The sequence below is a fragment of the Rhodococcoides corynebacterioides NBRC 14404 genome (assembly GCF_001894765.1).
In the GTDB taxonomy this organism is placed as follows: Bacteria; Actinomycetota; Actinomycetes; order Mycobacteriales; family Mycobacteriaceae; genus Rhodococcoides; species Rhodococcoides corynebacterioides.
This window is the reverse complement of the sequence record NZ_BCWV01000009.1, coordinates 59,982-82,041: the sequence shown is the minus strand read 5'-3', so window position 1 is coordinate 82,041 and position 22,060 is coordinate 59,982. Positions and strand designations below refer to the sequence as shown.

The following is a 22,060-nucleotide window of genomic DNA, read 5'->3' as shown; positions in this document are numbered from 1 at the left end:
CGACCTCAGATCCGGGCGGCGCCCTCGAGGGTGCCGACCAGCGTCTCCGACGGGCCCTCGCCGCAGACGGCGAGCCAGTTGGCCAACATGCGGTGACCGCCCTCGGTCATGACCGACTCGGGGTGGAACTGGACACCGTGCACGGGCAGTTCGCGGTGCCGCATGGCCATGACGATGCCGGTCTCGGTGGTTCCGGTGACCTCGAGTTCGTCCGGGATCGTGTCCGGGCGCACCGTCAACGAGTGGTAGCGGGTGGCGGTGAACGGATCCGGCAGTCCGGCCAGCACGCCCAGGCCCGAGTGATGAACCCGGCTGGTCTTCCCGTGCAGCAGTTCGGGTGCGCGCTCGACGACCCCGCCGAACGAGGCTCCGATCGCCTGGTGACCGAGGCACACCCCGAGCACCGGGGTCACGGTCCGTGCGCACGCCTGGACCATGTCCATCGTGACGCCCGCCCGGTCGGGCGTTCCCGGCCCGGGACTGAGCAGCACGCCGTCGGCCCGCGCTACCGCGGCGTCGACGTCGAGGAGCTCCGGATCGTCGTTGCGCAGCACGGTCGGCCGCGTACCGAGCTGACCCAGGTACTGGACCAGGTTGAACACGAAGCTGTCGTAGTTGTCGACCACGAGGATGCGCATGCGAGCAGCCTAATCGCGGGATCGGCGCCGTCCGTGCCGGCGTCGTCGGTCGCGACGCACCGCGACGGCGAGCGAGCCGACCACCGCGATCAGACCGAGTCCCTGCAGACCGGGTGAGTCGTCGGCACCGCCGGCGATCACGGCCGCGACGCCGATCGCCATCACCACGACAGTGACCATGACGTCGATCCACGACACCCTCATTCGTCCTCCACCCACTCGAGCAGGTCACCCGGCTGACACTCCAGGACCCGGCAGATCGCCTCGAGGGTGCTGAACCGGATCGCCCGTGCCCGCCCGTTCTTCAGCACGGCGAGGTTGGCGGGCGTCAGGCCGACCTGCTCGGCGAATTCCCCCACACCGATCTTGCGCCGCGCCAGCTCCACGTCGAGGCGCACCACGATCGGCATCAGATCACCGTGTCCAGGTCGGACCGCAGGTCGGTGGCCTGCCGCAGCAGTGCCCGCATGACGACCATGAGCAGGGCGGCCACCGTGACGATCACGACCAGAAGGAAGAGCAGCAGCGGTGGGCCCGGGTCCGTCGCGGTGAAGCCGACCGCCAGGAAGACGACCACCAGGACCGCCCACGCCGCGACGATGGCACCGAGGATGGCATTCACCCACCGTCGCGACGACGTCGTGAAGATCGTGTTCCGCTGCACCTGGGTGAGGAGCTTCCACGTGGCGACCACCACGACCTGAACGCAGAGCACCCAGTAGATCGACACGGCCGTGAGCGGCCACCGAAGGCCGGCGTCCGCCGGTGACTCCTCGGCGAGGTGCGCGAACTGGCCGGGCAGAGAGAAGACCTGCAGGAACACCAGCACGGCGAACAGGACGGCGAGAACGAGTCGCAGCAGCGGCACCACTCGATGTTCGATCGACATGGATCGACTATCGACGTTGATCTATCGATTGTCAATCGACCTGCCGGTGCGCCCTGCTCGCCACCCGAGGGCGCGGGCACACGGCGATAGAGTGTTCTTCGAGGTGAGAACGCGCGCAGCCGCCCCACCGAGCCCGCCCCACCGAGCCCGCCCCACCGAGCCCGCCCCACCGAGACCCGAGGAAGTCCGATGCCGAAGTCGAAGGTCCGCAAGAAGACCGACTACACGCTCGATCCGACCAACCGCACGCCCGTCAAGGTCAAGGCCGCGCCGTCGAGCACGCTGTACCTGTCGGTGATGTTCGGTTTCATGTTGCTCGGTTTGGTGTATCTCATCGTGTACTACCTCGCCCAGGACAGCATCGGATGGATGGCGGACCTCGGAGCCTGGAACCTGCTCATCGGTTTCGGCTTCTGGATCATCGGTCTCGTCATGACGATGAAGTGGCGGTGACCGGCGGTGGCGACGTCGTGCGCGCGCGAATGACATCGATGTTGTTCATCAACAGTGTGGATAACTCCTGTGGATGAATCGTCCCCGGGCTCGGTCCGCGCGTGGGGAACGCCGCCTGCACTGATCGTCGTTCTGGTGCTCGGCGGGCTGGCTCTGCTGGTCGCAGCCGTGATGACCACCGGTGACACCCCCGGGCAGGTGCTGATCGGACTCGCGGCGCTCTGCGCCTGGGGGCTCGCCGGCGTCGGAGTTCGACGTCGACCGCAACTGTCGCTCTCGGACGAGACCTTGAACGTCAAGGGTCTGCGCGGGGTGCGCACCTACCGTCGCGGCGACGTCGACACCATTCGTCTGGTGCCGTACCCGCGCCTGGGGCGGCGGGTGCCGATGATCGAGATGGACCTCCGTGAACCCGACGCCTCGGAACGGCTGGTGATCCTCGGCCGGTGGGATCTGGGCACGGATCCCCGGACGGTGTTCGACGAACTCGACGACGCCGGGTGGGTGCCCGAAGGCTTCTCCTCTCGCTGATGCAGCGGCAGGAATCGGGGGCGCTCAGCCGAGCAGCACGCCGGCGCGCACCACGATCGCGAGGACGGTCAGCAGCCCGATCGCGCCCACGCCGATCCATCCGAGCACCCGAGTCCGCGCGGGGTCACCGCCGCGCAGGAAGAGGACGGCCGCGGTGGCGGCCGCTCCCGCGGCGAGACCGCCCAGATGTCCCCACAGCGAGATGCCGGGGATGGCGATCGACAGCACGACGTTCAGGCCGATGACGGCGAGCACGGGCGTCGGACTCCGACGCAGCCGCACGAGGATCACGGCCTGGGCGCCCAACAGTCCGAACACCGCCCCCGAGGCGCCGACGGTGGCCGACACGGGCGATGCCAGCCACATCACGGCCGCGGCCCCGCCGAGCAGGGACACCCCGTAGACCGCGAGGTAGCGAGCGCGGCCGAGGACGGCCTCGCAGTCCCGACCGATGACGTACAGCGCGAACATGTTGACGGCGAGGTGCACGATGCCCGAGTGCAGGAAGCCGCTGCCGAGCACCCGCGCGTAGTCACCATCGGCGACCAGGATCGGCACCAGTGCGAACGACCGGAACAGGCTGCTCGCCTGATTGCCGACGCCGCCCGCCTGCGCGGCGGTGAGGGCGTAGACGACCACGTTGATCGCCATCATCGTGTACGTCACGACAGGAGTCGCGACGGCGGCGCGCAGAGTCCCTCCGGCGACGGTGCGGGCCTGCGGCACGGCGCCCTCGGCGGCTGCCACGCAGTCGACGCAGTGCTGCCCCACGGACGCGGAGCGCAGGCACTGCGGACACGCCGGACGCCCGCAGCGCGTGCAGGACAGCCCGGTGGGAACGTTCGGGTGGCGGACACAGCCCGGCTGGGGCGGCATCGGAGCACCGCCCCAGCCAGGTGTGGTCATCAGGAGATGGTGACGCGCTCGATGACGACGTCGTCGACCGGGCGGTCGCCGCGGCCCGTGGGCGTCGCGGCGATCTCGTCCACGACCTTCTGGGACGCCGGATCGACGACCTCACCGAAGATCGAGTGGCGACGGTTCAGGTGCGGGGTCGGCCCGACGGTGATGAAGAACTGCGACCCGTTGGTGCCGGGGCCGGCGTTCGCCATCGCCAGCAGGTACGGGCGATCGAAGGACAGTTCCGGATGGAACTCGTCGCCGAACTTGTAGCCCGGACCGCCGGTGCCGGTGCCGGTGGGGTCGCCACCCTGCAGCATGAAACCGGCGATGACACGGTGGAAGATGGCGCCGTCGTAGAACGGGCCCTCCGACGTGCCGGCGGCGTTCTTGGTGGTGTACTCCTTGGTGCCCTGCGCGAGCCCGACGAAGTTCTCGACGGTCTTCGGCGCATGGTTGCCGAAGAGCGCGATCTGGATGTCGCCGCGGTTGGTGTGCAGCGTCGCTGTCTGGGTCTGAAGAGGTGAAGTCACGTCGTCCATCGTGCCAGGCGTCCGATGTGCGAAGGTGAAGGCATGACGACTGCACCGGATCGTGCGACGGCGAAGAAGGCCCTGGGGATCGCCCGCGAGACGGCGACCACCCTGGCGAAGGGCCCGGCGGCCACCGGATTCGTGGTGACCCGCAAGGGCGTTCAGGTTCTGCGGGCACGCCGCGCTCGTGCACGCGAGGACGGTGGCGTGTCGACACCGGTCCGCGCACCGCGGCCCGCACGACGGCGCCGGTCGGGTCGATCGCGCGTCCTGCGCATCGGGGTGCTCGGCCTGGTTGCCGCCGCGGCCGCCGGAGCACTCGCCGCGGCGCGGTCGCGGCGCACGGAGCTGCCGCCCCCGGCCGCCGAACCGCCGCGTCTGGACACGCCCGTGAACGGGTCGCGCCCGTCACCGCAGCCGCAGGCGTAGGACCCGAGTCCACGACGGGCTCCGTCCCTCACCACAGCCGCACCAGGAATCGCAGAACGTCGGCGACGTCGGTCGATCGCGAACCCCGGAGCACCTCCGTTCCCGCCACGACGGCCGCGACGTTGGACGCGGACACGCTGCCCTCGTCGAGATAGGCGGAGTGTCCGACGGCGCCGTCCGTCGCCAGGACGGTCGCCTCGGGGAGTTCGCTCGGATCGGTGCCGAATCGGCCGAGATCCGCCACCGGATCCGTCGCCGCTTCGAGCACGAAGGGAGCGGGGGCGTCGAGCGGCGGGTCGTTCCATCCGGGAGACCCGAGGAGAGCGACGGCATCCGCCGTTCCGCCCGCGCGGAGAGCCTCCGCCGCCAGCACCGTCCCGTACGAGTGCGCGACGATCGACACGCGGGGACCGTCGTCGGCGTCGTGCCGGGGCAGGTCCAGTGCCCGCAGGGCATCCGCCAGCGCGGCCGCGCCGGCGTGTGCCGGACCGAGACCGGCCACCGAACGAGCAGGATCGACGAGCTCGGCGTTCCAGGCCGGCGCCTCGTAACCCAGCCATGTGATGCCGGCGACCGCGGTGTCGGCGCGGCGCCCGGCGTCCGCCACGATGCCGGCGGTCTCGGCGTCGCGCTCGGCCAGATCACCGTCCACCGTCGTCCCGGCACCCGGGACGAAAACGGCAACGCGCTGCGCCGATCCGACCGGTCCCACGGCGACCGCCACCGTGGTCCGGTGCGGCCCCTGCTCGTAGTGCACGAGTCGGCGTCCGGGCAGCGCCAGCACGGCGAGCGTCGCGTCCAGCGCGGCCATTCGGTCGCGCGTCTCGACCAGCCCGGCGTCGGCATCGGTGAACAGCCCACCGAACACCGACCCGTCGACCTCGGCGGCGAGGTCCCGCTCGACGGCGCGCAGCGATTCCCGATCGGTGACCAGCCTCGCGCGCAGGACCGCATCGAGCACGTCGGCGGCATCGACCGCGTGACCCGCGTCGGTCGTCCGGGCCGACGACCCGTCGGCGTCGGCCACCACGGACCGCAGTGCCCCGGCCACGCGTGCGTCCAGTTCGGCGAGGACGTCCGCATCCGGCGGACCCCACCGGTCGAGCGACGCGCGTTCGTCCCCCGCGTCCGAGACGACGGCCTCGACGCGGCGCAACGCCGACACCGCCTCCTCGAAGCCGCGAGCCAGAGTCGTCGACTCGGCGGACGCCGCCGTCGCGGCGGCTCCCGACCACCCGGCGACGCGCGTCGTCGTCGCCAGGCGATCGCGAACCGTGTCGAGGCCCACCGCCGCCACCACGAGGGCACGCCCCCGCCGCCACATGTCCTGTGCCTGCCACATGACTGCCCCACCTCACCGTCTCGACGACCCCCGGGCGTCCAGTGGACAGCACGATGCCGACGGCCCGGGCGGTTCATCCCCGGGGAACCGGGTTGTCCCCGGGCAGTCGGATCCTGCCGATCGGGCGGTCAGGCAGACGGCCGTCGATGCGCGTCGAGAGGGGCGCCCGCATCCTCGACGACGGCCCGCGGCACCGGCCGCTCCGATCGGTCCGCCCCCCGCGCTCGCTTCGCGCGGTACAGCTCGGCATCGGCCGCCCTGTAGATCTCCGACCAGCGCCGCACCGTCGGCATGCAGACCAGACCGACGCTCCACTCCGCCGAATGAGCGAGCCGCAACTCGTCGAGGAGTGCGGCGGCGTCGTGCTCGGTGGTGCCGGGCATGAACAGCACGAACTCGTCGCCGCCGAGTCGGCCCAGCACGTCACCCTTGCGCAACCGCGCACGCCACGACGCCGCCACTCGTTCGAGCAGCACGTCCCCCGCGATGTGTCCGTAGCGGTCGTTGACGGTCTTGAAGTTGTCCAGGTCCAGCACGGCCATGCTGACGGGCAGGCCGCGCGCGGCGTACGTCGGCAACAACTTCTCCACGCTCGCCTCGAGTCCCTGCCGGTTGAGCAGGCCGGTGAGGGGATCCCGGTTCGCGGAATGGCGCATGCGGCGACTGTGGTTGCCGAAGAACTCCGCCGCGGCGACGATGCCCAGCGCGGTGAGCAGGTACGCGACGGCCGGCATGGTGGACGGGGACAACGCGGCGGCAACGACGCATCCCGCCAGGAGCACGACCACCCACACCCAGCCACCGCGCTCGCTCCAGTACCCGGTCAGCTGCATCGCGAGGAGCATGGCCGCCTGGGTCAGGAGGAGGTAGGCGACCGCGCCGTCGGACGTCAGGAACACCGCCCAGAGACCGGCCACCGCGACCCCCGTGGCGACGCCCAGGGTGCGCGTGGGAGTGGGGTGCGGGCCGAAGTGGACCAGGGCCGCGGCCACGGACTGCGCGACACCGACGACGATCATCACGACGGTGCCGGACGTGGTGCCGGAGAAGGCCACCGCTCCGGCCACGAAGAGAATCGACGTCAGACCGAGGTACGCCACCAGGGCGGTGGACGCTTCGAGGCGTCGCGCTGTGTTCACGAGAGCCAGTATCGGGGACGGTGGGTGATCACGTCACACCGCGGACATGGTGAATAGTCGTCAACCGACTGTGAGATCCCGAGCGAACGTCGACTGACGGAACGCGTGTCGGGCGACGAGGGAAGTGGAGCCTAGGAGATTCGAACTCCTGACATCTGCCTTGCAAAGGCAGCGCTCTACCAACTGAGCTAAGGCCCCGTCTCGGTGTCCGGCAGCGAGTGCCAGACGCGACTCTCGCGCACGATGGCGCGAATCGCGGCCGCCGTGGCGACCACCACGAGTGGGAGAACGATCTTCATCGGTGACCTCCACACTCGTTCGTGGGCCTAGGAGGACTTGAACCTCCGACCTCTTCCTTATCAGGGAAGCGCTCTAACCGCCTGAGCTATAGGCCCGCACATCGGCTCGAGACAGCGCTGATGCACTTTCCGAACCGAGGCACGAGATTACCGCACCGCGCGGCCAGGACCAAAACGCTTCCGGGCCCCGACCGCACGGTGGGTCAATCTCGGTCTGCGAGAGTCACTTCCAGTCCGCCGACCAGGTCGGAGGACAGGTTGTAGACGAACGACCCGACGGTGGTCAACGCCGTGAAGAGCACCACGTTGATCAGACCGATCACCGCTGCGTAGCCGAAGATCTGACCCGCCGACACCAGCCCGGCGTCGCCGGACGAGGCCACGATGTCGGAGAACGCGTTGTTGAGCCGGTCCCATACGCCCATGCCGTCGAGCACGAGATAGAGCAGGCCGACGGCCACCATCCACACGAAGAACAGCGACACCGAGATCACCAGCGACAGCTTCAACATCGACCAGGGGTCGAGCTTGCGTACCTGCACCGTGGCGCGCAGCGGTTCTCCGGGTACCGCCGCCGGACGCGGAGGGGCCACCGCGGCGACCCGTTCGGTCCGGGCGGGCTCCGACGTGGGATGCCGAACGGTGGACAGATCCGGCATGTCCGTCGGCAGGTCCTTGCGCTCGATGTTGCGCGTCGGGCCGTCGATCACCGCGGCCTTGCCGGCCGCAGCGCCGCGATCGGGCCGACCCTGCGCGCCAGAACCACCGGCAGGCGCACCCGCCGGTCCGCGCGCCCCGGCGGCCGGAGGACGCGGAGCCGTCGGAGCCGAACCGGTCGGCTGAGCACGACCCGCGCCCGGGTGCTGCGACAGGTTCGTCTGCGGCTGCCGCTGCTGACTGGACTGCTGCGGCCCCGACTGCTGCGGACCCGACTGCTGGGGTCCCTGCTGCTGGGGCGCGGGGTGGTTGGGACCCTGCGGCCGCGAACCCTGCGTCGCGGACCCCTGCTGCGCGGATCCCTGTTGCGGCCCGGACGGACGGCCCGACGTCGAGCCGGACCGCTCGGCCGGCGCGGGCGGGCGCGGGGCGTCGGAACCGGTCGGCGCGGCGTCGGTCCGCGGAGAACGGCCGGTGTCGGGCGTGTCGGGACTGGTCACGGTTCTACGACTCCTTCGATCCGTCGGTGTCTCCCGTGGGGAGATCCTCCGGCTCGTCCGCGTTGCGTGCGATGGCCAACAAGGTGTCGCCGTCCCCGAGGTTCATCAGACGCACGCCCTTGGTCTGGCGTCCGGCCCGTCGAACCTGCTTCGCCGCGGTGCGGATGACACCGCCGCTCGAGGTGATGGCGTAGAGCTCGTCGTCGTCGTTCACGATGAGCGCTCCCACCAGCGTGCCACGACGAGGGTCGAACTGGATGGTCAGCACGCCCTTGCCGCCGCGGCCCTGCGGCGGGTAGTCCTCCATGGCGGTGCGCTTGGCGTAGCCACCGGAGGTCGCGACCAGCAGGTAGGTGCCCTCCTTGACCACGTTCAGCGAGAGCAACCGGTCCTCGCCGTTGAATCGCATGCCCTGCACGCCGGAGGTAGCGCGACCCATCGGCCGCAGGACCTCGTCGGTGGCCGAGAAGCGGATCGACTGCCCCTGGGCGGAGACGAGCAGCAGGTCGTCGTCGGCGCTGCACAGCACCGCGCCCACCAGCTCGTCGTCGCCACGCAGGTTGACGGCGACGATGCCGCCGGACCGGTTGGAATCGAAGTCCGACAGCTTGGACTTCTTCACCAGGCCGGCCTTGGTGGCGAGCACCAGGTACGGGGCGTCGTCGTACGTCTTGATCTGGATGATCTGCGCGATGCGCTCGTCGGGCTGGAAGGCCAGCAGGTTCGCGACGTGCTGGCCGCGCGCCGTGCGATTGGCCTCGGGCAGCTCGTACGCCTTGGCCCGGTAGACCCGGCCCTTGGTGGTGAAGAACAGGATCCAGTCGTGCGTCGAGCAGACGAAGAACTTGCTGACGATGTCGTCCTGCTTGAGCCCGGCGCCCTGTACGCCCTTGCCGCCGCGCTTCTGCGAGCGGTACAGGTCGGTCCGGGTGCGCTTGGCGTAGCCCGTCTCGGTGATGGTGACGACGACGTTCTCCCGCGCGATGAGGTCCTCGTCGCTGACGTCGCCGTCGCTGGCGATGATGCGGGTGCGTCGATCGTCACCGTGCTTCTCGACGATCTCGGCGAGCTCGCTGCGGACGATCTCGCGCTGGCGCTCCGGCCGCTCGAGGATGTCCTTGAGGTCGGCGATCTCGAGTTCGATGGCGGCGAGGTCGTCGACGATCTTCTGACGCTCGAGGGCGGCCAACCGGCGTAGCTGCATCGCCAGGATGGCGTCGGCCTGGATCTGGTCGACGTCGAGCAGGTCCATCAGGCCCTGCCGCGCGACGTCGGCGTCGGCCGACCGGCGGATGAGGGCGATGACCTCGTCGAGCGCGTCGAGTGCCTTGACCAGGCCGCGCAGGATGTGGGCGCGTTCCTCGGCCTTGCGCAGCCGGTACCGCGTGCGCCGGACGATGACGTCGAGCTGGTGGGTGACGTACAGCCGGATCATCTGGTCGATGCGCAGGGTGCGCGGCACGCCGTCGACGATCGAGAGCATGTTGGCGCCGAAGCTGGTCTGCAGCTGGCTGTGCTTGTAGAGGTTGTTCAGCACCACCTTCGCCACCGCGTCACGACGCAGCTTGATGACGATGCGCATGCCGACGCGGTCCGAGGACTGGTCCTCGATGTCCGAGATGCCGGCGATACGACCGTCTTTCAGCTGCTCGGCGATGGAGGCGATCATGTTGTCCGGGTTGACCTGGTAGGGCAGCTCGGTGATGACGATCTGCGTCCCGCCGCGCTCGCCCTCCTCGATGTCGACGACACCGCGCATGCGAATGGACCCGCGGCCGGTGCGGTACGCGTCCTCGATGCCCTGCGAGCCGACGATCAACCCGTGCGTGGGGAAGTCCGGGCCCTTGATGCGCTCGATCATGGCCTCGAGGGCCACGTCCTCGGGGGCGTCGTAGTTGTCGAGCGTCCAGTACACACCCTCGGCGAGTTCCCGAAGGTTGTGCGGCGGAACGTTGGTCGCCATGCCGACGGCGATGCCGCCGCTGCCGTTGGCGAGCAGGTTGGGGAAGCGGCTGGGCAGCACCGTCGGCTCGAGGGTGCGACCGTCGTAGTTCGCGACGAAGTCGACGGTCTCCTCTTCGATGTCCGCGAGCATCTGCATCGCGAGCGGCGTGAGGCGACATTCGGTGTAGCGCATGGCCGCCGGGCCGTCGTTGCCGCGCGAGCCGAAGTTGCCCTGGCCGTCGACCAGCGGGTAGCGCATCGACCACGGCTGTGCCATGCGCACCAACGTGTCGTAGATCGAGCTGTCACCGTGCGGGTGGTAGTTGCCCATCGTCTCCGCCACGGGCCGTGCTGATTTCACGTATCCGCGGTCCGGGCGGTAGCCGTTGTCGAACATCGCGTAGAGCACACGGCGATGCACGGGCTTGAGGCCGTCACGGACCTCGGGCAGCGCGCGCCCGACGATCACGCTCATGGCGTAGTCGATGTAGCTGTTCTGCATCTCCTGCTGGATGTCGACAGGCTCGATGCGATCCGAGGTGGGGCCGTCCCCACCGGTCGGCGGGAGGGTGGTGTCGGTCATGCTGATCTCCTTGTGCGAGACCGCATCCCGCCCCTCGGGCGACCGTCCGTGAGGACGGCCACCGGGCGCGGGCGCGGGTGGTCGCTACACGTCGAGGAAACGAACGTCCTTGGCATTACGGGTGATGAAACTGCGGCGAGCCTCGACGTCCTCACCCATGAGGATGGAGAACAGCTCGTCGGCGGCAGCGGCGTCGTCGAGCGTGACCTGCCGCAGCACGCGCACGCTCGGATCCATCGTGGTCTCCCACAGCTCCTTGGCGTTCATCTCGCCGAGACCCTTGTAGCGCTGGATACCGTCGTCCTTGTTGATCTTCTTGCCCGCGGCGAGTCCCGCCTCGAGCAGTCCGTCGCGCTCGCGGTCGGAGTACGCGAACTCCGGCTCCGCGCCGCGCTGCCACTTGAGCTTGTAGAGCGGAGGCATCGCGAGGTAGACGTAGCCGTGCTCGACGAGCGGGCGCATGAAGCGGAACAGCAAGGTGAGCAGCAACGTCGAGATGTGCTGGCCGTCGACGTCGGCGTCGGCCATCAGCACGATCTTGTGATAGCGCAGCTTCGCGATGTCGAACTCGTCGTGGATGCCGGTGCCGAACGCCGTGATGATCGACTGGACCTCGGTGTTCTTGAGGACACGGTCGATGCGGGCCTTCTCGACGTTGATGATCTTGCCGCGCAACGGAAGAATGGCCTGGTACATCGAGTCGCGACCGGACTTGGCGGAGCCGCCGGCCGAGTCGCCCTCCACGATGTAGATCTCGCACTTGCTCGGATCGTTCGAGCGGCAGTCGGCCAGCTTGCCCGGCAGGCCGCCGATGTCCGTCGCGCTCTTGCGCCGCACCAGATCTCGCGCTCGTCGCGCCGCGGTGCGGGCCTGCATGGACGCGACGGCCTTGCTCACGATGAGCTTGGCCTCGGCGGGGTTCGCCTCGAACCAGTGCGTCAGATGTTCGCCGGCTGCCTTCTGCACGAAGGACTTCACCTCGGTGTTGCCGAGCTTCGTCTTGGTCTGCCCCTCGAACTGCGGCTCGCCGACCTTCACGGAGATGATGGCGGCCAGACCCTCGCGGATGTCGTCGCCGCTGAGGTCGCCGTCCTTCTCCTTGACGAGCTTCTTCTCCTTCGCGTACTTCTTCACCACCGTCGTCAGCGCGGTGCGGAATCCCTCTTCGTGGGTGCCGCCCTCGTGCGTGTTGATGGTGTTGGCGAAGGTGTGGACCGACTCGGTGTACGTCTGGTTCCACTGCATCGCGATCTCGAGCTCGTGACCGGTGCCCTTGGCCCCGAAGCCGATCACCGACGGATGCTGCGCCGTCTTGGACTTGTTGATGTAGCGGACGTAGTCCTCGAGACCACCGGGGTAGTGGTAGGTCTTCGTCTTGACCTTGGTGTCCGCGTCACCCTCGGCCTTGGGCATCTCGGCGAGCTCGTTGTCCGCCGTCTCGTCGGCGATGCGCTCGGCGTCGGACGCGCGCTCGTCGGTGAGCACGATGGTCAGTCCCTTGTTGAGGAAGGCCATCTCCTGCAGACGCCGCGCCACCGTCTCGAACTTGAAGACCGTGGTCTCGAAGATGTCGGGGTCCGGCCAGAAGGAGATCGACGTCCCCGTGCGGTCGGTCGGCTCACCCTTCTTCAACGGGCCGGGAACGGACCGGTCGTAGGTCTGCGTCCAGTGGTGGCCGGCGTTGTCGACCTCGGCCAGCAGGGTCGTCGACAGCGCGTTCACGACGGAGATACCCACACCGTGCAGACCGCCGGAGACCGCGTAGGAGTCGGAGTCGAACTTGCCGCCGGCGTGCAGCTGGGTCATGACCACCTCGATGGTGGGAATGCCCGACGCGTGCATGCCGGTGGGGATGCCGCGACCGTCGTCGACCACCCGAACGCCGCCGTCGGCGAGAAGCGTGACCTCGACGGTGGTGGCGTGCCCGGCCATCGCCTCGTCGACGGAGTTGTCGACGACCTCCCAGATGAGGTGGTGCAAGCCGCGCTCACCGGTGGATCCGATGTACATGCCGGGGCGCTTGCGCACCGCCTCGAGTCCCTCGAGGACGGTGATCGACGATGCGTCGTATTCCTTGGACTTGTCGCCGGGTTTGTCGCTCTTCCCCGAATTCCGGTCAGCCACGGTCAGCTGTTCTCCTTCTCGCCTCGTCCGCTCCCCCGCGCGCACCGAGGCTCGGTGGCGGCAACAGAGGACCTCGACCGAATGCGCGCGGCGCCACGCCGGGGCCGCGCTCGGTGGTCTGTACCGGTCCATCCTACCGGTATCGACACCCGGGGAGCGCACCTTGGCGCGCGAAACGCGGCCTCAGTGCCACAGAGACGGACGTTCGCGGCCTTCCGCGGGTCGGATCGTGGGTCCGACGGGCTGCGCCCCGTGTCCGGGCGCACGCGTGGCGATCGACGCCGGGCGATCAGAGATCGAGAACCAGCGAGTCTCCCTCGGCACGCGAGACACAGATCAGCATGTGGTCCTCGCGCTCGGCGGGGGACAGCCGCCGGTCCCGGTGCTCCGGCGTTCCCGCGAGAACACGGACGCGGCACGTTCCGCAGAAACCCTGGCGGCAGGAGTAGGGAATGCTCGGCCGCTGCTCACGCAGCACGTCGAGCGCGGTGCGGTCCGCCGGCACCTCCACGGTCTCCTCGGACCGGGCGAGGGTGACGCGGAACGGCTCGCCCGCCACCACCGGCGGCGGTGAGAATCGCTCGAGATGCAGTCGGGTCGCACCGGTCTCGGAGATGCCCTGGCGCACCAGATCCATCATCGCGGGCGGACCGCAGGTGTAGACCGAGCCACCGTCGGGGGCGTGGCGCAGCAGATCGGCCGCAGTCGGCAGGCCGTCGACGTCGTCGCTGCGGACCGTCACGCGCTCCGGCTCCCAGGTGGAGATCTCGTCGAGATACGGCGTCGCCTGCCGGGACCGGCCGGTGTGCACGAGGTGCCAGTCCATGCCCACCGCGCGGGCACGACGCACCATCGGGAGGATCGCCGTGATGCCGATACCACCCGCGACGAAGAGCGCCGACCCCGCGGCGACGAACGGAAAAGCGTTGCGCGGACCGGTGATCACGATGCGATCGCCGACATCGAGAGAATGCATCTCCCGCGAGCCGCCGCCGCCGTCCGGGATCAGCCGCACGGCCACCGTGTACGCGTCCGATTCGAGCGGATCACCGCACAGCGAGTACTGACGTCGTCGACCGGAGGGGAGTTCCGCGTCCACGTGGCAACCCGGATGCCACGCCGGAACGTCCTCGCCGTCGACGCGGCGGAAGGTGAACTCCACGACGTTCTCGTCGACGCACACCGTGCGTCGAGCGACCAGCTCCATGTCCAGGCGACGCACCACCGGGGGCGCCGCGACGCCCCGGTACTCGGACAGGTCGAGCATCGCGAACACCTTGTCGAGCCCATCGGTGATCTGTGCGAGCGCTTCGTCCTGGTCGTCGCCGCCGAAGAGATCCGTCGGAATGGTGCGGGACGCGCGATATCCCCGCACCGTCTCGAGAACTCGTGCGGCCTTGCGGCGGCGACCCGTCACCGTGCCGCGGCCCGCGCCGCGGGCGACTTGGCGAGGTAGTCGACGGCCAGCGCGGTGGAGCTCTCCTGCGAGGGGTGGAAGTCCTTCGCGAAGTACCGCAACGACGCCTTGCCGATGTCCTTGAAGTTGGGGAACAGCCCCGACGCCATCACGCGGTAGACGTCCCGCATCCGCGCCTTGCGCTGTGACGGCGGGAGCGTCGGATCGTTCTCCATCATGAACTTCAGTCCACGACCCCACATCGAGATGATCGACGGCGTCACCATGATGTAGGTACGCACGCGGCGCCACCGACGGGTGTCGAAGTACTGCAGCACGTCGAACGCCACGGACCGGTGTTCGACCTCCTCCGCACCGTGCCACCGAACCAGGTCCAGCATCATCGGGTCGATGTCGGCCTTGTCGAGGGCCGGCTCGGTGAGCACCCAGTGACCGAGGAACGACGTCAGATGCTCGATCGCCGCGATCAGGGACAACCGCTCGACGAGACTGTTCTTGGTGTCGGTGGGACGCTTGTCCAGCGCTACCCGGAACAGGTACTCCATGTGCTGGACGTACGGAGTCGGATCGAGTCCGTTGCTCCGCAACCAGTCGTGGATACCGGTGTGGGCCTGGGCGTGCATCGCTTCCTGTCCGATGAATCCGATGACGTCCTGCCGCAGCTTCTCGTCGTGGATCATCGGCAGCGCCTCCGTGAACACGCGCACGAACCATTCCTCGCCTTCCGGCAGGAACAGGTGCATCACGTTCATCAGGTGCGTGGAGACGACATTGTCGTCCATGTAGTGCATGCGCATGTCGTCCCAGCGGAACTCCACGTCGCGCGCTGTCAGCGTCACAGGTCCCGGATCATCGGTCACCGATGTCATTGTTCCTCCTCTGCCCCGATGAGCGGTAGTCGACGGCCATTCGGTTATTCGGTCCGCGACCACCGGTCGGATCGGTACGGCGTCCGCGTCGACGGTCGCGCGGTCCGACACCATCCCGACAACCGACCGTAAGACCGGACGCGGGACGGATCAACAGCTGTTGAGCCTCGTCAGTGCCGTCGCGTCGTCGCGTTGTGCTCGTGCGCAGAATCGTTGATTCGCCCCTCGCAGGCGATCAACCATAGGTGTCACGCGGGCCTCGTCCCGACACGTGTCGCTCGCCTTTTCGCCAGCTCGGAGCAGCCGGACCGGTGATCCGCAGGCTGGTGACCACGCCGTGTCCGACGGCCGCGGCGATACGACCGAGAATCTGGGACTGCATCAGCCGCAGCTGGGTCGCCCACGCCGTCGACTCCGCCGTGACGGCCAGCACCCCGTCCCGGAGCGTCGTCGGCTGCGCGTGCGCGGCGATGTCGGATCCGACCACCGACTTCCAGCGGCCGAGGACCGTTCCCTCGTCCACCTTGGCCGACCACCCCCGCGACTTCGCGAGCGACGCCGCGAGCGCCCCCAGCGCCTGAGGGTCACGGTCGTCCGGACGCGCCGACGACCAGGTCCGCGTGCGCCGCCGGCGCACCACCGACGCCCGGCCGTGGCCCACGGCCTTTCCGTTCGCCTTGGCGGCCGCGCGAGCGGCCTCGAGCGCCTGGCGGGCGATGTCCGACCCGCGCGGAGCCGGCGACTCCGACGGTGTCTCGCTCATCGATCCTCCTCGGTCTCGCGTCGAGTCTGCACGGGCTCACCGACAGCGTCCCCGGAACCGAGAGAGTCCCCGGAACCCGAGAAGTCTCCGAAACCCTGCCGAGTCGCCACCGACGATCGACCCGGCGTTCCGTCCGGGCCGGTCACCTCGTGCGCGCGGACGTCGACACGGACGGCGTCGAGCTCCGCCGGGACGTCCTCGCCGACCGCCGCGGTCACCAGGACCTGCTCGGCCGTGGCCGCGACCCGGGCGAGAGCCGTCCGACGCGCTCGGTCCAGTTCGGCGAAGACGTCGTCGAGGAGCAGCACCGGATCACTCCCCTCGGTGCGCAACAGCGCGAACGCCCCGAGCCGGAGCGCCAGAGCGAAGGACCACGACTCACCGTGACTGGCGAATCCCTTCGCCGGATCCGTGCCGAGGATCAGATCGAGGTCGTCCCGATGCGGTCCCACCAAGGTCGTGCCGCGCTCGATCTCGCGGGTTCGGACCACCGAGAGTTGCTGCAGGAAAGCCGCTTCGAGCACGTCGACGTCGTCCGGCGCCTCGGGCCGGGACAGATCGAACATCTCCGGGGGTGCCGACTCGGCCAGGGACGAGCGATAGGCCACGTACGCCGGACGGGACGCGGGTGCGATGTCGCGATACGACTGCGACACATGGGGTCCCACGTCGCGGGCGGCCCGTAGCCGGTGCAGCACGATCTCGGCACCGAACGCCGCGAGGCTGCTGTCCCATATCTCGAGCGTCGCCATCGCCGACGCACCGTCCTCGGATCCCGCACCGCGCCGCAGGGTGTGGCCGCCGGTCTTGAGGAGTGCGGAACGCTGACGCAGCACCTTCTCGTAATCCGCTCGGACAGCGGCCATTCGAGGCGACCGTGCCACGATCAACTCGTCGAGGTAGCGTCGCCGTTCGGTCGGCTCACCCCGGACCATGGCCAGATCCTCCGGCGCGAACAGCACCGTGTTGAGCACGCCGAGGATGTCCCGCGGTCGGCGCACGGGCGTGGTGCCCAACCGTGCCCGGTTGGCTCGCCCACCCGCGATGTCCAGATCCACCGTGAGCTCACGATCGTGGTTCACGACGGTCGCCCGAATCAGGGCTCGCTCCGCTCCGGTGCGCACCAGCGGCGCGTCGGTGGCGACCCGGTGCGACGACAACGTCGCGACGTAGCCGAGCGCCTCGAGGACGTTGGTCTTACCGTGCCCGTTGGGGCCGACGAGAACCGTCGCCCCCGGGGTCAGCTCCAGCGAAAGCCGTTCCCAGGAGCGAAAATCGACGAGCGTGGCGGAACGGACGAACACCTACGCACCGGTGGTCTCGGTGTTCGGAGCGCGCTGCACCGCGTGGCCACCGAACTGGTTCCGCAGGGCGGACACGGCCTTCATGGCCGGTGAATCCTGCTGCCGGGACGCGAACCGCGCGAAGAGTGCCGCCGAGATCACCGGAGCCGGGACCGAGTGGCGGATGGCTTCCTCGACGGTCCATCGCCCCTCGCCGGAATCCTGTGTGTAGCCGGAGATCTCGGAGAACGCCGGATCCTCCTCGAGGGCCTTCACCAGAAGATCGAGCAACCAGGAGCGCACCACGGTGCCCTTGGTCCACGCCCGGACCACACCCGTGACGTCCTCGACGAGATCCTCGGCCGCGAGCAGCTCGTAGCCCTCGGCGTACGCGTGCATCAAGCCGTACTCGATGCCGTTGTGCACCATCTTCGCGTAGTGACCGGCACCGACCGGGCCCGCGTGGACGAAGCCGTCGGCGCGCTCGCCCTCGGGACGCAGCGCGTCGAAGATCGGCATGGCGCGCTCGACGTCACCGGCGTCGCCGCCGACCATGAGGCCGTAGCCGTTGTCGAGACCCCACACGCCGCCCGAGACGCCGGCGTCGAGGTAGCCGATACCCTTCTCGGACAACATCTTTCCGTGCACAGCGTCGTCGGTGAACCGGGAGTTGCCGCCGTCGATCACCAGGTCGCCCTCGGACAGGACTCCGGCGAGCTCGGAGACGGTGTCCCGAGTGACCGGTCCGGACGGCACCATGACCCACACGATGCGCGGGGCCGGCAGCGCATCGGCGAGAGCGGCGAGGGACGCCACGTCCGTGACCTCGGGCCGAGGGTCGTACCCGACGACCTCGATGTCGTGGCGGCGCAGCCGCTCACGCATGTTGAACCCCATCTTGCCGAGTCCGATCAGACCGATCTTCATCCGTGGTGTCCTTTCAGGTGGTGACCCCGGGTCGCCGGTGACCGGCGCGTTCGGGTGTGTTCTGCCCCCGGTCAGCCCGGAAGACGCACGGGCATCAGCAGATACGTGTACTCGCTGCTCGGCGCCGCGAACGTTCCGCTCTCGTCGGCCGTGAGTTCGTCCTCGCCGGCCGGACGCAGCACGGCGGGGCGGCTCGGGGTGGTGAAGCCGAACGACACGCGCTCCGAGTGCAACGACGTGAGGCCGTCGATCAGGTAGCCGGGGTTGAAGGCGATGGTGAGCGGCTCGCCCTGGAAGTGCGCTTCGATGGACTCCTCGGCGCGTCCGGCGTCGTCTCCGCCGGCGGACAACGTCACGGAATCCGACGCGAACTCGAGGCGAACCTGAGCGCCGCGCTCGGCGAGCAGGGCGACACGCTTGATGGCGTCGAGCAGCGGCGCGATCGGCACCGTGGCAACGGCCGTGTGCTCGGCGGGCAGCAGCTGACGGAACTTGGGGAACTCGGCGTCGAGCAGTCTCGTCGTGGTGCGTCGACCGTCGCCGACGATGCCGAGCAGACCGTCGTTACCGACGTGCGACGCCGATCCGAGGGCGAGCTGCACGGCCGAATCCCCGCCCGTGCCGATGCTTTTCGCGGAATCCGACAGCGTCTTCGCCGGAATGAGCACGGCTGCGGTGGTGCCCGCGGCCGCCGGGCTCCACTCGAGCTCGCGGACCGCGAGACGGAAACGATCGGTTGCGGCCAGGACCACGGCGTCGCCGTCGATCTCCATCCGGATGCCGGTCAGCATCGGCAGGGTGTCGTCCTTGCCCGCGGCCACCGCCACCTGGGAGATGGCCTGCGCGAAAACGTCGACGGGCAGGGTGCCGGTCTGCGACGGGAGCTCCGGCAGCGACGGGTAGTCCTCGACGGGCATCGTCGGCAGGGAGAACTTGGCGCTACCGCACGTGATCAGCACCTTGGTGCCGTCCACCGTGACGTCGACGGGCTTCGCGGGGAGCGACCGGGTGATGTCGGCGAGCAACTTGCCCGACACGAGCACCTGACCGCTGCCGGCCACCTCCACCGGGACGCGGACCTGAGCGGAGACCTCGTAGTCGAAACCGGAGACCGTCAAGCCGGAATCGTCGACGGCCAGGAGCACACCACCGAGCACGGGAACGGCCGGGCGGGACGGAAGCGATCGAGCCACCCACGCGACGGAATCGGAGAAATCGTCTCGAGCGACTCGAAACTTCACGGTGCCCAGCTCCATCGCTCGGGTGATCCTCTCGGTCGTCGCGGGTCTCGTCACTCGACGGCCGGCCGCTGACAGCGGCGACGGGCCGAACGAGGTCGGGTGGGTCGGTACGGCACCGCTGAAGGGGCGGTGGGCACAGCACACGCTATGCGCTCGGCGGCTCGCTGGAAAGTCGGGCCTCGGTCCGATGCTCGGGAATCCCGACGCGAGTCGGTGGGTGTGCATCGATCTGTACCCACGCTGTTTTAGAAGAAGTGTTCTTGGAAAGAAATACAAGCAACAGTCATAGGTCCTGTGGAACCTGTGGAGCGAGGGTGTCCGGTGCTGGTGACACGGCGTGGCGGCTCGAGGATCGACCCGGGGGTGGAATCGGGACCCCGGCGGCTCGGGTGTGGACGGTCGGTGGCGCTCTGGAGAACTCCACGTTTCATCCCCGGGGAATCCACGTTATTCACATGGTTGTCCACAGGTGTGTATCGACGTCGAGTCGAGGGAAAGGCGACGGCCCCCGATCGATCCGCGGGGCGGAGATCGGGGGCCGGGGGGCGCTCGGGGTCATCGAGTGGAGCGTTGCTTGATGCGCGCGGTGAGTTCCTGGACCTGGTTGTAGGTCCGGTGACGCTCGGTCATCTCCTTGCGGATCTTCTTGTCGGCGTACATCACCGTGGTGTGGTCTCGACCGAAGGTCTGGCCGATCTTCGGCAGGGAGAGGTCGGTGAGCTCTCGGCACAGGTACATCGCGATCTGCCGGGCCTGGGCGATCGCTCGCGCCTTGCCGGGCCCGCACAGCTCCTCGATCGTGGTGTCGAAGTATTCCGCGGTCACCGCCATGATCGTGGCGGCGTTGATCTCGACTCCCGGGGCGTCCGGGATGAGGTCGTGCAGCACCACCTCGGCGAGCTTGGTGTCGAGAGTGTGCCCGTTGAGGGACGCGAAGGCCGTCACCCGGATCAGCGCGCCCTCGAGCTCGCGGATGTTGCGCTCGATCCGGCTGGCGATCAGCTCGAGGACGTCGTGCGGCACGTCGAGCCGGTCCATCTGCGCCTTCTTGCTCAGAATCGCGATGCGGGTCTCGAGTTCCGGGGGCTGGACATCGGTGATCAGGCCCCACTCGAAGCGGGTCCGCAGCCGTTCCTCGAGGGTGGCCAGCTGCTTCGGCGGCCGATCGGACGACACGACGATCTGCTTGTTGGCGTTGTGCAGCGTGTTGAAGGTGTGGAAGAACTCCTCCTGGATACCTTCCTTGCCCTCGATGAACTGGATGTCGTCGACCAGCAGCACGTCCGTCTCGCGATAGCGGCGCTTGAACGCCACCTTGCGGTCGTCCCGGAGGCTGTTGATGAAGTCGTTGGTGAACTCCTCCGTGGACACGTACTTCACGCGCATCCCGGGGAACAGACGCTGCGCGTAGTGGCCGGCCGCGTGCAGCAGGTGGGTCTTGCCCAGTCCCGACGACCCCCACACGAACAGCGGGTTGTACGCCCGAGCGGGGGCCTCGGCGATGGCGACGGCCGCGGCGTGGGCGAACCGGTTCGAGGCCCCGATCACGAAGGTGTCGAACGTGTACTTCGAGTTCAGGCTGGTCCCGCTCGACGCCGTCGTGCTGGTACGCGGTGGGGCGGTGTAGGACGTCGGCCACGAGTTCTGGACGGCGGCGACGGCATCCCGGTCGTCGTCGACCTCCTCGAGGTCACCGCCCTCGGTGTCCGACGGCACGCCCGACGTCGCCTCGCCGGAGAACCGGCGTCGATACACCGGGCCGGAGGTGGCGGGTTCGTACTTGTGATCGGGTTCGTCGTCCTCCTCGTCGTCCGAGGGCGGGGCGAGCCGCACGCCGAGCCCCTCGACGGGGACGTCCAGATGTCGACCCAGGGCCGTGAGGATCGGCTCGCGCAGACCCCGCTCGACGGCCTCCTGCGCCAGTGGGGACGGGACCGAGAGCAAGGCGAACCCCTGCGTGAGCGTGATGGGGCGCACCAGGGCCAACCAGGCCTTCTGCGCCCGTGACAGTGCCGCGGAGAGGTCCGAGCCGTCGGTGAGTTCGGCCACGACATCGGGCCACACTCCGGCCAACACGTCCGGATCGTCCTGCACGATGTCCCTCCCGATCGGGCCGTGGATCACCCGCGGCCGAAGTGACACGAGCTCCGTACGAGCCGGCGTCGACACCCGCGAATATGCCACCCGACCAGTGTTTCCACATAATTATCCACAGCTGTGGACGAACGACACGGATGTAGCCCCGAGGCCGTCGGTGGCGTGTGCCGTGGTCCTGCGCGAAATCGCCGCGAGGGCGACGAACCGGGTCCCGACCAGCAGAAACGCCGTCCACACCGGGTGCGCCGAGCGCACTCGTCCGGCCCCGCTGCCGTGGACGGCCCGACCCTGCGGCCGACCGGTTCCCCCTGCCGGGGGAGAAATTAGCACCCCGAGCGAGGCCCAACAAGGCGAACGGTCCGGTCCGTCCGATTCCGGTTCGTCGCCGGCGGTTTGACCCGCTTCCTCGCCGTCAGTACCCTCGAACGGTCACCTGCTGCGCACATGTGCGGTATGCGAATCCGCCGCGGCGGCCGCGCGGGTGACCACCCGAACTCGAGTT

The 22,060-nt window shown here is 68.9% G+C and carries 21 protein-coding genes and 2 tRNA genes; 3 read left to right on the top strand and 20 right to left on the bottom strand.

Features of this window, described 5'->3' with window-relative positions; translation table 11 throughout:
* Nucleotides 1-5: 5 nt before the first annotated feature.
* From RC2_RS17965 to RC2_RS17950, 4 genes are read right to left on the bottom strand one after another with little or no spacing between them, the layout of a single operon-like run.
* The gene (locus RC2_RS17965) at nucleotides 6-638 is read right to left on the bottom strand and encodes an aminodeoxychorismate/anthranilate synthase component II (protein ID WP_072681736.1); all 633 of its coding nucleotides are present in this window, start codon (nucleotides 636-638) and stop codon (nucleotides 6-8) included.
* A 9-nt stretch (nucleotides 639-647) separates the two neighbouring features.
* Complete coding sequence (locus tag RC2_RS17960; RefSeq protein WP_139277458.1) at nucleotides 648-842, bottom strand: hypothetical protein; 195 nt, start codon at nucleotides 840-842, stop codon at nucleotides 648-650.
* The gene (locus RC2_RS17955; RefSeq protein ID WP_072681733.1) at nucleotides 839-1,048 is read right to left on the bottom strand and encodes a helix-turn-helix domain-containing protein; all 210 of its coding nucleotides are present in this window, start codon (nucleotides 1,046-1,048) and stop codon (nucleotides 839-841) included. The genes RC2_RS17960 and RC2_RS17955 overlap by 4 nt, the downstream gene beginning before the upstream one ends.
* Entirely contained in the window at nucleotides 1,048-1,527 is a 480-nt protein-coding gene (locus tag RC2_RS17950; protein WP_072681732.1) for a DUF2975 domain-containing protein, read from the bottom strand. The genes RC2_RS17955 and RC2_RS17950 overlap by 1 nt, the downstream gene beginning before the upstream one ends.
* Before the next feature lie 189 nt (nucleotides 1,528-1,716).
* On the opposite strand from RC2_RS17950, the gene crgA reads away from it, so the two are divergent.
* Both crgA and RC2_RS17940 read left to right on the top strand, forming a co-directional pair.
* A complete protein-coding gene (gene crgA, locus RC2_RS17945) occupies nucleotides 1,717-1,980 on the top strand; it encodes a cell division protein CrgA (RefSeq protein ID WP_068104391.1) in 264 nt (87 codons plus the stop codon).
* 69 nt (nucleotides 1,981-2,049) lie between these two features.
* A complete protein-coding gene (locus RC2_RS17940) occupies nucleotides 2,050-2,511 on the top strand; it encodes a PH domain-containing protein (RefSeq protein ID WP_072681730.1) in 462 nt (153 codons plus the stop codon).
* Between the two features lie 24 nt (nucleotides 2,512-2,535).
* Here RC2_RS17940 and RC2_RS17935 read toward each other — a convergent pair whose 3' ends face one another.
* Nucleotides 2,536-3,417 (bottom strand): rhomboid family intramembrane serine protease, encoded by an 882-nt coding sequence (locus tag RC2_RS17935; protein WP_072681728.1) that lies wholly within the window; start codon nucleotides 3,415-3,417, stop codon nucleotides 2,536-2,538.
* Complete coding sequence (locus tag RC2_RS17930) at nucleotides 3,417-3,953, bottom strand: peptidylprolyl isomerase (RefSeq protein ID WP_082895754.1); 537 nt, start codon at nucleotides 3,951-3,953, stop codon at nucleotides 3,417-3,419. The genes RC2_RS17935 and RC2_RS17930 overlap by 1 nt, the downstream gene beginning before the upstream one ends.
* Before the next feature lie 33 nt (nucleotides 3,954-3,986).
* Here RC2_RS17930 and RC2_RS17925 point away from each other — a divergent pair, with 33 nt between their 5' ends.
* Nucleotides 3,987-4,373, top strand: a complete 387-nt coding sequence (locus tag RC2_RS17925; protein ID WP_068152900.1) for a hypothetical protein — start codon at nucleotides 3,987-3,989, stop codon at nucleotides 4,371-4,373.
* A gap of 28 nt (nucleotides 4,374-4,401) precedes the next feature.
* On the opposite strand, the gene RC2_RS17920 is transcribed toward RC2_RS17925, so the two are convergent.
* From RC2_RS17920 to dnaA, 14 genes are all read right to left on the bottom strand, one after another.
* Nucleotides 4,402-5,715: an alpha/beta hydrolase gene (locus RC2_RS17920; RefSeq protein WP_068152904.1), complete on the bottom strand. Its 1,314-nt coding sequence runs from the start codon at nucleotides 5,713-5,715 to the stop codon at nucleotides 4,402-4,404.
* Nucleotides 5,716-5,843: 128 nt separating this feature from the next.
* Nucleotides 5,844-6,854, bottom strand: coding sequence for a GGDEF domain-containing protein (locus RC2_RS17915; RefSeq protein WP_068152907.1), 1,011 nt, complete (start codon nucleotides 6,852-6,854; stop codon nucleotides 5,844-5,846).
* A 125-nt stretch (nucleotides 6,855-6,979) separates the two neighbouring features.
* Nucleotides 6,980-7,052, bottom strand: a tRNA-Ala gene (locus RC2_RS17910).
* Nucleotides 7,053-7,175: 123 nt separating this feature from the next.
* A tRNA-Ile gene (locus RC2_RS17905) sits at nucleotides 7,176-7,249 on the bottom strand.
* Nucleotides 7,250-7,356: 107 nt separating this feature from the next.
* Nucleotides 7,357-8,310: a DUF3566 domain-containing protein gene (locus RC2_RS19025; protein ID WP_072681727.1), complete on the bottom strand. Its 954-nt coding sequence runs from the start codon at nucleotides 8,308-8,310 to the stop codon at nucleotides 7,357-7,359.
* A gap of 4 nt (nucleotides 8,311-8,314) precedes the next feature.
* Nucleotides 8,315-10,837 (bottom strand): DNA gyrase subunit A, encoded by a 2,523-nt coding sequence (gene gyrA / locus RC2_RS17895; RefSeq protein WP_068152910.1) that lies wholly within the window; start codon nucleotides 10,835-10,837, stop codon nucleotides 8,315-8,317.
* A gap of 84 nt (nucleotides 10,838-10,921) precedes the next feature.
* Nucleotides 10,922-12,961, bottom strand: a complete 2,040-nt coding sequence (gene gyrB / locus RC2_RS17890) for a DNA topoisomerase (ATP-hydrolyzing) subunit B (protein ID WP_068152913.1) — start codon at nucleotides 12,959-12,961, stop codon at nucleotides 10,922-10,924.
* A gap of 289 nt (nucleotides 12,962-13,250) precedes the next feature.
* Nucleotides 13,251-14,378 carry a PDR/VanB family oxidoreductase gene (locus tag RC2_RS17885; protein ID WP_245811183.1) on the bottom strand — a complete coding sequence of 376 codons (1,128 nt, stop codon included), beginning with the start codon at nucleotides 14,376-14,378 and terminating at the stop codon, nucleotides 13,251-13,253.
* Nucleotides 14,375-15,247: a metal-dependent hydrolase gene (locus tag RC2_RS17880; RefSeq protein ID WP_068152914.1), complete on the bottom strand. Its 873-nt coding sequence runs from the start codon at nucleotides 15,245-15,247 to the stop codon at nucleotides 14,375-14,377. The genes RC2_RS17885 and RC2_RS17880 overlap by 4 nt, the downstream gene beginning before the upstream one ends.
* A 235-nt stretch (nucleotides 15,248-15,482) precedes the next feature.
* Complete coding sequence (locus tag RC2_RS17875) at nucleotides 15,483-16,010, bottom strand: DUF721 family protein (protein ID WP_068152917.1); 528 nt, start codon at nucleotides 16,008-16,010, stop codon at nucleotides 15,483-15,485.
* A complete protein-coding gene (recF, locus tag RC2_RS17870; protein ID WP_068152921.1) occupies nucleotides 16,007-17,314 on the bottom strand; it encodes a DNA replication/repair protein RecF in 1,308 nt (435 codons plus the stop codon). The genes RC2_RS17875 and recF overlap by 4 nt, the downstream gene beginning before the upstream one ends.
* On the bottom strand, nucleotides 17,315-18,220 hold the full coding sequence (gene gnd, locus RC2_RS17865) for a phosphogluconate dehydrogenase (NAD(+)-dependent, decarboxylating) (RefSeq protein ID WP_068152924.1): 906 nt from the start codon (nucleotides 18,218-18,220) through the stop codon (nucleotides 17,315-17,317).
* 71 nt (nucleotides 18,221-18,291) lie between these two features.
* On the bottom strand, nucleotides 18,292-19,476 hold the full coding sequence (gene dnaN / locus RC2_RS17860) for a DNA polymerase III subunit beta (RefSeq protein ID WP_068152927.1): 1,185 nt from the start codon (nucleotides 19,474-19,476) through the stop codon (nucleotides 18,292-18,294).
* Nucleotides 19,477-20,016: 540 nt separating this feature from the next.
* Entirely contained in the window at nucleotides 20,017-21,555 is a 1,539-nt protein-coding gene (dnaA, locus tag RC2_RS17855) for a chromosomal replication initiator protein DnaA (protein ID WP_068148632.1), read from the bottom strand.
* Nucleotides 21,556-22,060 lie beyond the last annotated feature (505 nt).